At 63.9% G+C, this 7,944-nt stretch carries 8 protein-coding genes; 6 read left to right on the top strand and 2 right to left on the bottom strand.

Features of this window, described 5'->3' with window-relative positions; translation table 11 throughout:
* Positions 1–896, bottom strand: an 896-nt coding sequence (locus O2807_08935) for a M48 family metalloprotease (protein ID MDA1000620.1), incomplete at its 3' end; no start/stop codon positions are given.
* Positions 897–1,074: 178 nt separating this feature from the next.
* Between O2807_08935 and O2807_08930 the strand changes: the two genes are divergently transcribed.
* From O2807_08930 to O2807_08920, 3 genes are read left to right on the top strand one after another with little or no spacing between them, the layout of a single operon-like run.
* A complete protein-coding gene (locus tag O2807_08930; GenBank protein MDA1000619.1) occupies positions 1,075–3,102 on the top strand; it encodes a GAF domain-containing protein in 2,028 nt (675 codons plus the stop codon).
* Positions 3,103–3,111: 9 nt separating this feature from the next.
* Positions 3,112–4,149, top strand: coding sequence for a GntG family PLP-dependent aldolase (locus O2807_08925; GenBank protein MDA1000618.1), 1,038 nt, complete (start codon positions 3,112–3,114; stop codon positions 4,147–4,149).
* Positions 4,146–4,925, top strand: coding sequence for an MBL fold metallo-hydrolase (locus tag O2807_08920; protein MDA1000617.1), 780 nt, complete (start codon positions 4,146–4,148; stop codon positions 4,923–4,925). The genes O2807_08925 and O2807_08920 overlap by 4 nt, the downstream gene beginning before the upstream one ends.
* Positions 4,926–4,928: 3 nt before the next feature.
* On the opposite strand, the gene O2807_08915 is transcribed toward O2807_08920, so the two are convergent.
* Positions 4,929–5,783, bottom strand: a complete 855-nt coding sequence (locus tag O2807_08915) for a hypothetical protein (GenBank protein MDA1000616.1) — start codon at positions 5,781–5,783, stop codon at positions 4,929–4,931.
* Between the two features lie 253 nt (positions 5,784–6,036).
* Between O2807_08915 and O2807_08910 the strand changes: the two genes are divergently transcribed.
* The 3 genes from O2807_08910 to O2807_08900 all read left to right on the top strand — a co-directional run.
* A complete protein-coding gene (locus tag O2807_08910; protein MDA1000615.1) occupies positions 6,037–6,825 on the top strand; it encodes an MlaE family lipid ABC transporter permease subunit in 789 nt (262 codons plus the stop codon).
* Between the two features lie 17 nt (positions 6,826–6,842).
* Positions 6,843–7,286, top strand: coding sequence for an outer membrane lipid asymmetry maintenance protein MlaD (gene mlaD / locus O2807_08905; GenBank protein MDA1000614.1), 444 nt, complete (start codon positions 6,843–6,845; stop codon positions 7,284–7,286).
* Positions 7,283–7,944, top strand: a 662-nt coding sequence (locus tag O2807_08900; protein ID MDA1000613.1) for a TolC family protein, incomplete at its 3' end; no start/stop codon positions are given. The genes mlaD and O2807_08900, both read left to right, overlap by 4 nt.

The raw sequence follows: 7,944 nt of genomic DNA, 5'->3' as shown, positions 1-7,944 counted from the left end.
CAGAGCGTCAGAAAAACCCAGAGCGCGGCGATGAGCGCGGGCATCCCCGCTTCGGGGGCGCCGCCCGCCCACGCCCAGAGATCGGGCACCCCCAGCGCGGCCTCGAACACATACAGCCCCGCCAGGAGAAAAACCGCCCGGCCCGCCAGCAACTGGGGGATGTGCCCCCCGGCGTGGTGCGCGAGTTCGTGGGCCAGCACCGCCTCGATTTCATCCGCGCTGTATTCGTTCACCAGATTGTCCGCCAGCACCACCCGCCGCGAGGGTCCCCAGCCCACCAGCGCCGCGTTCGCCCCCTTCGTGCGGCGGCTCATGTCCATCTCCCACACCCCGCCGCGCACGCGGGCGCCCGTCCTTTCGAGCAACCCCTCGAGCCGCGCGCGGAGCGTTTCGTCTGCGAGCGGTTTGAACTTGAAGAATATGGGCGCCAGGACGACGGGACTGAGCAGGGCGAGGATCAGGCCCAGGCCAATCGCGAGAAGCCCTGCCGGCCACCACCATCCCTCGGGGCGCCAGGCGGTGAGCGCGAGAAACCCGCCCGAGGCGACTCCTCCGAGGACCAGCTGCAGCCCCCAGCCCTTCAGCCGATCCGACCACCAGCCGCCGAGGGTCTGGTTCGAGAGGCCGGCGGAATGGGACAGCCGGAAGCCGGCCCGGAAATCGAGCGGAAGCGAAACCAAACCCCGGAGCGTCGCCAGCGCTGCGAAGAAAAGCGCCCCCTGCCAGAAGGGACCCGCCGCCCTCAGTCCCCAGCCCTCCGCGCGCGCCGCGAGCAGGAAAAAAACCACCGTGAGGGCCCATTCCACGGCACCTGCGGCCAGCCCGAGGCCCAGCCGCCGCATCTGATAGCGCCGGCCCCGCGCCGCCGCATCCGGCGAATATCCTTTCGGGTCCATCTTTTTCTCTCCCGGCCCGGCGGCGGACTCTTTACAGCAACCCCGGGCCGCGCTTTCATTATGTTGGCGGCAACACGCCGATGTGCGAGAATAGCACCATTCAAAAACCCCGAGGGCCCGGGACGCCTGCCTCCCCGCACGCAGGGTTCCCCGGCCGGATCAAGACAGGCGGCGAGCGATGGAGACACAAGAAAACAGCCCGTTCATCGAGGTCGAAGAAGAAATCGCATTAAAACGCCGGAAGCTCGTCTACCATTCGGCGGGCACCGATATGAGCGAATGGACCGCCCTTCTGAAGGAAAAGGGTATCCACCTCAAGCAGATTTCATCGCTGGCTGACATCCCCGGCGATGCCGGTGCGCTCATCGTCATCCTCCTTGATGAGGACCTCGCCTCCGGCGACGGGATCTGGAAACTGGCAGAGCTGGCCCAGGACCGGATTCCCCTCTCGGCCCTCTACCTGATCCCGGAGGGAGGCAACGAGACTCCGCCCCAGGCCGCGCTCTCCAGCATCGTTTCGGGCACCCTGCAGCTCCCCCTGAAGCGGATGAGCATGCTCGTCAGCCTTCTCGGTGCGTTCCGCCATGCCGTCGCCCGGTACATCGCCACCCAGGAGCGCGTTGAGCGGGAGACCCTCTCCCGCAACATCGACAACCTGACCCAGATCGGCATCGCACTCTCCGCCGAACAAAACCACCACCGGCTGCTCGATCTCATCCTCACCCAGAGCCGTGAGCTGACAAAAGCCGACGCGGGGAGCCTCTACCTCGTCGAAGAGGACGCGGAGGGCAACAAGAGCCTTCGCTTCAAGCACACCCAGAACGACTCGAAGAACATCCCCTTCCGGGAGTTCGTCATGCCCGCCACCAAGGCGAGCATCTCCGGCTACGTGGCGGTAACGGGCGAGACGCTTAACATCCCCGACGTGTACAACCTCCGGAAGGATGTCGAGTACAGCTTCAACAAGAGCTTCGACCAAAGCGTTGGCTACCGGAGCAAATCCATGCTCGTGGTTCCCATGAAGGACCACAAGAACGAGATCACCGGTGTCCTGCAGCTCATCAACGCGAAGCCCTCGGCGGACCTCACTCTCGAGACGCCGGAAGTTGCCGAGCAGCAAGTGGCCCGTTTCGACCCCGCCATCGAGCAGATCGTCGCCTCGCTCGCCAGCCAGGCCGCCGTCTCCCTCGAAAACAGCATGCTCCTCGAGAGCATCGAGAGAACCTTCGAGGGGCTGGTCAAGGCTTCCGTGCACGCCATCGAGCAACGGGACCCAATCACCTCGGGTCACTCCGAGCGCGTCACCGATCTGACCCTCGCCCTGGCGAAGGCCGTTAGCAATACCAAGCAAGGAAGATATGCCGACGTCACCTACACCGAGGAGCAGCTCAAGGAGCTGCGCTACGCCGGCCTTCTCCACGACTTCGGCAAAATCGGCGTCCGCGAGCACGTCCTCCAGAAGGCGAACAAACTCTACCCGATGGAGCTGGAGGTGGTGAAAATCCGCTTCCGCCTCATCCGCCGGACCCTCCAGGCCGACTGCCAGGAGAAGATGCTCGAAGCGGCCCTCGCGGGAAGCAAGGAAGAGATGGAGCGCCTCCGCGGGGAGATGGAAGAGAGGCTCGCCGAGGTGGACGGGTTTCTCAGCCTCGTGCTCGAGGCAGATGTGCCCTCCATGATGCCCGACGGAAATTTCGAACGGCTCCAAAAGCTGAGCGAAATCACCTTCATCGACACCGACGGGGAGGAAAAGCCCTATCTCACCGAGGCCGAGCTCGCGGCCCTCAACCTCCGCCGGGGAAACCTCACCGCCGCCGAGCGCAAAGAGATCGAATCGCACGCCTCGCACAGCTTCAACTTCCTGGTCCAGATCCCCTGGACGCGGGAGCTGCGCGGAATCCCCGAGATCGCGCACGGGCACCACGAAAAGCTCAACGGCGAGGGCTACCCCCAGGGGATCACCGAGGAGCAGATTCCCCTTCAGGCGCGGATGATGTGCGTCTGCGACATTTTCGACGCCTTGACGGCCACCGACCGGCCCTACAAAAAGGCGGCGCCGCTCGATAAGGCGATTCAGATCCTGCGTTTCGAGGTAAAAGACAATCACCTTTGCCCCGAACTCATGGACATCTTCGTCAAAAGGAAAGTCTACCAAGCGGTGGATCAGTTCAAAGACGTTGAATACCAAGAACCCGAATCGGGCTAGGGTACCCGCGTGCCCGAATCCTTGATCGATCTGAGAAGCGATACCGCCACCCGGCCCACCCCCGCCATGCGCGAGGCGATGGCCCGCGCCGAGGTGGGCGATTCCTCATTGGGCGAGGACCCGACCGTCGCCGCGCTCGAGCGGCGCGCGGCGGCGCTCTTCGGCAAAGAGGCGGCGCTCTACGTCGCCTCGGGCACCATGGCCAACCAACTGGCCATCAAGACCCACACCCAGCCGGGCGATGAGATCATCTCGGAGGCGAAATGCCACCCGGTGCGCAGCGAGATGGCGGCCGGCAGCTTTCTCTCGGGCGTCCAGTTCGCCTTCGTCCCGGCCGAGCGCGGCATCTACCGCCGCGAGGCGGCCGAGGCGGCTCTTCGGCCCAAGGAAGGCTGGCACCCCCGCACCGCCCTCCTCTGGGCCGAGAACACCCACAACGCGGGCGGCGGCACGATCTTTCCCCTCGAAGGGCTGGGCGCGCTTCAGGAGCTCGCCCGCGAGGCGGGCATCCCGCTCCACATGGACGGGGCGCGCATCTTCAACGCCGCGGTCGCAAGCGGCATTCCGCCCGGAAAATGGGGGGCCGCCTGCGACACCATGAACTTCTGCCTCTCCAAGGGACTCGGCTGTCCGGTGGGCTCGGTGCTCTTGGGAAGCGCCGACTTCATCGCCCGCGCGCGGCGGTACCACAAAATCTTCGGGGGCGTCTGGCGGCAGGCGGGCATCCTCGCCGCGGCGGGCCTTTATGCGCTCGACCACCACGTCGAGCGGCTGGCCGAGGATCACGCCAACGCCCAGCGCCTCGCCGAGCGGACGGCCGGCATTCCGGGCGTGCGGCACCTCTACGAGAGCACCCCGACGAACATCGTCTACCTCGATGTGTCGGAGACGGGAAAAAGCGCCGAGACGATCGCCGAGAGGCTCCAGGCGCGCGGGGTGGCGCTCTCGATTCCCGGAAAGGGCCTCCTGCGGGCGGTCACGCATCTGGACGTGGACCGCGCAGGGGTCGAGCGGGCGGCCGAAGCGCTGGCCGGGGCGGTGGCATGAGGGCGCGCGTCACCGTCCTGGGCTGCGGCACCTCGACCGGAGTGCCCTCGATCGGCTGCACCGACCCGGTCTGCCTCTCGGATGACCCCAAGAACCAGCGCCTGCGGCCCAGCATCGTCATCGAGAGCGAGGGGGGGAATCTTCTCGTGGACACGGGCCCCGATCTGCGCCAGCAGGCCCTGCGGCACCCGCTGCTCCGGGTGGACGCGGTTATCTACACCCACCACCATGCCGATCACACGAACGGCATCGACGATCTGCGGATGTACAACTTCCTCATGAAAAAAACGATCCATTGCTACGCGTTCCCCGACACGGCGAAAACCCTTCGCCAGAACTTCAGCTACATCTTCGGGCCCGACGACGGCTACGAGGGCTGGAAGCCGCAGCTCGAATTGATCGAGGTGGACACATCGCCCTTCGAGGCGGCCGGACTGCGGATCCTCCCGATCGCGCTCGATCACGGGAGAAACACCCAGGTGATGGGGTTCCGGATAGGAAATTTCGCCTACGCCACCGACTGCAACGCAATCCCCGAGGCCGCAATGGAGGCGCTGGAAGGGGTGGAAATTTTGATCCTGGACGCCCTTCGCCACCGGCCGCACCCCACCCACCTGACGGTGGCGCAGGCGCTCGAAGTGATAGCGGAAATCGGCCCGCAGCGATGTTACTTCACCCACACGAATTACGAACTCGAATACCACGAGACCAACCGGAACCTCCCGGAGGGGGTCGAGCTGGCCTACGACGGCCTCAGCTTCGAAATCGTTTACTGAGCTTTATTCCAGACGGGAGAGATCGTCATCCGGGGCGGACCCGCCCGATGGCGGCTCCTCCGGATCCTTCATCGCGGCGCGGCGGGAATCCTCAAGAGAGAGATCGAGATAGAGCCGGTAGGTCGCGAAATAATACGGAATCGAGAACGCCATCACGCCGGCCTGGACCACGATCTGACCGAAGAGGCCGTCCCCGAAAAATCCCTGAAAAATCCGCATGACGATAAACCACGCCACCAGAAAGGTCATCACGATCAGGACGACCATGCGCTCGGCGCCCGATGAGAGTTCGGCCGAAGTGCGAAAGGAAGCGACAAAATCGGTATTGTGGATCAAGGCGGAAAACGTGCAGAAATAAAACCGGATCGCCGGCCCGATCGTCAACACGCCCGCGATGGTCACCGCCAGCGGAAGAACGATGGGGCTTTGCCCGAAGAAAACGCTCAGCACCATCACCCCCGTCCAGAGCACGAAGAGGCCCAGCACCTGGATTCCGAACACATAGGCGATGTCCACCCGCACCACCCGGCCGAACCGCCCGAGGGCGCCGCCGATGTCCCAGATATTCCCCTCGCCCCGCAGGTGGGCCTCCAGCTTGAGAATGAGCAAAATGAAAACAAACGCCTGGGCCACCCGCATGAGAAGCTGGGAGAGGATGACGCGGGGAAGGAGAACGAAAAGATTCCCGCCTCCCTGGATGAGCTCCCGCAGGGGGGGGTGAAGGACAATCGATACCACCGCGAAGGGAAGGAAGACCACAAGGACCACACCCGTCAGGTTGGCGAAATCCTCCAGATGAAGGCGTACGCCGAACTCCAGGTAACGGAAAAGCGAGCGCAGACCCTTTCCTCCCTCCATCGGAACCCTCTTCGCGAATGGCCTCCGCAGCAGGCGGAGCGCCTGCCCGAAAACCCGGCCCATGCCCCATCTGGGGCGCGGAAGCGCCCTCTTTCAGGCGATTTTCCACGTTGCCATCAAGACGGGAAGAAAGATACACTAGAGAAGGTTTTTTTTCGAACCCTCGGCCGCGGATAAACCTTTCGAAGTCCGCCTATCTCCCGCGGCAGGCGGCGGTTCCATTTCTCCAGTTCCAAACCTCGAGGCACGCAGTATGCAGTTTGCTTCATTCGCAATCGGCGCCGTGGAACAGTTGGGCAGGCGCTCTCTCGACACGCTCGGCACAATGGGCCGAATGGTCATTTTCCTCCTGCGCACGGTGGGCTGGTGCTTTCTTCCGCCCTGGCGCCACTCCCTGCTTTTGCGCCAGCTCCATGCCATCGGCGCCACCTCCCTGCCCCTCGTGGTCCTGACAGCACTGTTCACGGGGATGGTGCTCGGTCTCCAGGGGCACTACACCCTCAGCAAATTCGGCTCCGAGGGGCTCCTGGGACCCGCCGTCGCCCTGAGCCTCATCCGCGAGCTCGGCCCGGTCCTCACCGCGCTGGTCGTCACCGGCCGCGCCGGCTCGTCCATGGCGGCCGAGATCGGAATCATGATCATCACCGAGCAGGTGGACGCCCTCCGCAGCATGGCGGTCGACCCCCTTCAGCGGCTGTCCACCCCCCGCCTCCTGGCCGGGCTTATCGCCTTTCCGTTCCTGACGGCCATTTTCGATGTGGTGGGCATATTCGGCGGCTATCTCATTGGCGTAAAATCCCTTGGGCTCAGCTCGGGAACCTACTTCAGTCAAATGGAAGCGAAGGTCGGGATGCTGGACGTCACCGCCGGACTCTGGAAATCTATCACTTTCGGCATCCTTGTCTCTTGGGTATGCTGTTATAAAGGCTTTCATTGCGGTAACGGGGCCGAAGGGGTGGGACGGGCCACCACTTCCGCCGTGGTTCTTTCCTCGGTCCTGATTCTGATCGGCGACTACGCGCTGACATCGCTTCTGCCCTAGGCAGGGAAGGAAAACGCATGCGGCACCGCGGAGTGGAAATCGCAGTCGGCCTGTTCGTCCTGGCCGGCCTCATCGCGCTGGGCTATCTCTCCATCCGGCTCGGCGGCGTGGACCTTTTCGACACGGCAAACTACGCCATCACGGCGAGATTCACCTCCGTCTCGGGCCTCACCGAGGGCGCCTCGGTCGAAATGGCGGGGGTCCGGATCGGGAAAGTCAAAAAAATCGGCCTGCGCGACGACGAAGCTGCGGTCACCCTCCGCATCAACAATGGCATCAAGCTCGCGCGCGACACCATCGCCTCTATTCGCACCAAGGGGCTTTTGGGCGAAAAATACATCCTGATCAGTCCGGGCGGGGCGGAGCAGACGATCCCTCCCGGGGGACGCATCCGCGAAACCGAGCCGCCGATCGACATCGAAAAATTGATCGGTAACTTTATTTTCGAGAAAGTGAAATGAAAAGACTGACAGGCAGATTTTTGGCGCCCTGGCCCCTTCTGGCGCTCGTGTTGGTTCTGGCCGCATCACCCGCCCAAGGGGCCGAAGGCATCCAGCTGAAGAAAACGCCCGCGGCGGGGCGGCAGCTCCTGACCCTCGATCAAGCCATTGCGCTTGCCCTGCGCCACAACGCGGCCATCAAGGAAGCCGAGGCGGATGTGGACATCTACCGCGCCAAGCAGAGCCAGGCCGACGCCGCCCGGTGGCCCCAGGTTGAAATCCTCGGAATTGTGGGCCCCGTCCCCGCCGCCCGCGGCAATCACCTCTCATCGCCCGACCGGACCAACGGCGACAGCCCCATCGGGATTTTCCAGTCCGCCCGGCTCAGCGTCATCCAGCCGCTCTTCACCTTCGGCCTGATCGAAGGGCTCCGGGAGGCTTCCCGGGGCGGCGTCCGCGTGCAGCAGGAGGGCGTCCGGCTCAAAAAGACGGAAATCATCCTCAAGGTCCACGAATACTACTACGGCGCCATTGCCGCGCAGGAGGTGTACGATTTCCTCCAGGAAACGCAAAAAACGCTCGTGGACGCCCGGGCGAAGCTCGTCAAGCTCATCAACGAGGAAAAGGGCGAGGAAATCGACATCTTCAAGCTCGACGCCTTTTCGGGAGAACTCAGCAA

Source organism: bacterium (assembly GCA_027622355.1).
Classification (GTDB): Bacteria; UBA8248; UBA8248; order UBA8248; family UBA8248; genus JAQBZT01.
The sequence above is the reverse complement of the archived record's forward strand: the minus strand, read 5'-3'. Positions and strand labels throughout refer to the sequence as shown.